The 2,476-nt window shown below is 73.9% G+C and carries 2 protein-coding genes; both read left to right on the top strand.

The window, feature by feature from the left end; genetic code table 11:
- Nucleotides 1–69: 69 nt before the first annotated feature.
- The gene (locus tag NBX02_RS01035) at nt 70–1,140 is read left to right on the top strand and encodes a glycosyltransferase family 9 protein (protein ID WP_250289590.1); all 1,071 of its coding nucleotides are present in this window, start codon (nt 70–72) and stop codon (nt 1,138–1,140) included.
- 350 nt (nt 1,141–1,490) lie between these two features.
- Nucleotides 1,491–2,476: nickel insertion protein (gene larC / locus NBX02_RS01030; RefSeq protein ID WP_445548193.1), on the top strand; the 986-nt coding region annotated here is incomplete at its 3' end.

Raw genomic sequence — 2,476 nt, 5'->3', positions numbered from 1 at the left:
TCGGGACAGGACCAATCGGGACGGAGCGTCGTGCGTCCCACCATCCCCCTCACTGGAGAATCCCTACCTGTGACCAGTCGTGACAGCGGTCGTTACCGGCTCTCCCGCCGCAGCCCGGCCGGAACGGTCGTCGCGCTGCGCGCCCTCGGCCTCAGTGACCTGCTGACCGCCCTGCCCGCGCTGCGCGGCCTGCGCCGGGCCCGGCCGGACGCGCGGATCCTGCTGGCCACGCCACAGTGGCTGGAACCGGTGGCGCTGCTGTCCGGGGCGGTCGACGGTGTCGTGGACACGCCGAAGCTGGGCCCGGTGGCTGTCCAGCGGCCGGCGCTGGCGGTGAACCTGCACGGCCGGGGACCGGCCTCGACGATGGCGCTGCGCGCGACGGCGCCCGCGGAGCTGTGGGCCTTCGACCTGCCGGGCGGGGTGTCCTGGGACCTGGACACCCCGCCCGGCAACAGGCGGCACGCCCCGCGGGAGCACCGCGGCGGCCTCTGGGAACGCCAGGCCGGCGAGGAACGCGAGGTGGCGCGATGGTGCCGGCTGATGGAGGCACACGGAGTCGCCTGCGACCCGGACGACCTCTTCCTGCCCCGGCCGGCCGTCCCCCCGGTCGTCGGCGGCGCGACGATCGTGCATCCAGGTGGCGCGCACCCGGTCCGCCGCTGGCCGGCACGGCAGTGGGCGCTGGTGGCGCGGGCACTCGCCACCAACAGTCACCAGGTGGTCGTGACGGGAAGCCCGCAGGAGACGGAACTGGCGCGGACGGTCGCGCGGGAGGCCGGGCTGCCTCCCGCGGCCGTGCTCGCCGGATCGACCAGCCTGCCCGAGCTGTGCGCGCTGGTGGCCGCCGGGTCGCTGCTGCTCGCGGCCAACACCGGGGTAGGCCATCTCGCGACCGCCTACGGGACGCCGTCCGTACTGCTGTTCGGGCCGGTGCCACCGGCCCGGTGGGGACCACCACCGGGCCGTGGTCAACATGTCGCGCTGTGGTCCGGAGAGCGGGGATCCGCGGACCGGAACGGTTCCGCCGCGGCCAGCACCGATCAGGTCGTGGACCCGATAACGCCAGCGGACGTCCTGCGGGCGGTGGCCGCGCTGCCCACGGGCCATCCTCCAACCGGTGAGGAATCCGGTCGGTGAAGGACACCGGCCAGTTAGGACGTCCGCGGGGCTCGGGAGTGTCGGTGGCGTGCCCGGCGAGTCGCCAGCCGGCCTGGGATCCCCGATCGCGCAGGTCAGTGCCCGGACGGCCGCCCGTGCCGGACCGGCGTCCACCGGGCGGTGGCCCGGACGAACGGCCCGAGCGAGTGATCCGGACGGGCGATCCGGCGATAATCCGGAAATGATCAGTCCAGAAATGATCAGAGGATGATTCGGGAAACCGTCCGGACGATATACGGACGGGTTTGCCGGCGTGCCGGCGTGCCGGCGGGACGGCCTTGTCCCTCTTGCGTCATCCTGCATGTTCTTGCATGTTCTTGCATGTTCCTGTGCGTTCCCGCACCGTCTTTCTCGCGTCCTACCCGTACCGTTCGTACCGTTCGATGATCATTCCGTGTGGCTCGAGTGTCCCGCTCGGGCCCGACCCGCCGTTCGGGGCCGACCTGCTGATGACCGACGCCAGACCGCCGTCCACCGGCCCCCGGCCCGCCCGGCCGGCCGGGCCGGATCCCGCCGCCGGGCAGCTCCGGATCGGATGGCTCGACCTGTCCAGCGGGGTGAGCGGGGACATGCTGCTCGGCGCCCTGACCGGCGCGCTCGCCGGAACGGGCCGGCCCACCGGGGTGATCGGCGATGCCGTCGAGGCGCTGGGTCTCCCCGTCCGGCTGGATGTCGGCACCGCGTCCAGAGCGGGGCTGGCGGCCACCCGCGTCCGTGTGATCACCGGTAGCGATATCGCTGAAACCGGTGGCGACGACAGGAGCGACGCTGACGGGAACGTCGACAAGGGCGTCGGAGGCACCGCGGCCGCCTCCGGCACCAGACCTGGCACACACAACGATCATCATGGGCACCGCCATCATCACGGCCATGGCGACGACGGCCGGTTCGACGGGCCGGCCGGTGGGCATCCCCGCCGTACCTGGCCGGACGTCCGCCGGCTGCTGGCCCGGGCAGCGCTGGCCGACACGGTCCGTGAACGCGCGCTGGCCACCTTCGCCGCGCTGGCCGAGGCCGAGGCGGCCGTCCACGGCATCCCCGCCGACGAGGTGCACTTCCACGAGGTCGGGGCGCTCGACGCGCTCGCCGACGTGGTCGGCGTCTGCGCCGGGATCGCCGCGCTCGGCCTCGACCAGCTCGTCGTGTCCACGGTGGCGCTCGGTGGTGGATCGGCCCGTACCGAGCACGGCGTCCTGCCGGTACCCGGCCCGGCCGTGCTGGAGCTGCTGCGGGCCGCCGGGCTGCCGGGCCGCGGCGGGCCGGTGGACGTGGAACTGTGCACGCCGACCGGGGCGGCGCTCGTGGCGGCCCACGC

The organism is Protofrankia sp. CiP1_Cm_nod1 (assembly GCF_920888515.1).
Lineage (GTDB): Bacteria > Actinomycetota > Actinomycetes > Frankiales > Frankiaceae > Protofrankia.
This window is presented reverse-complemented; position numbering and strand designations above follow the sequence as displayed.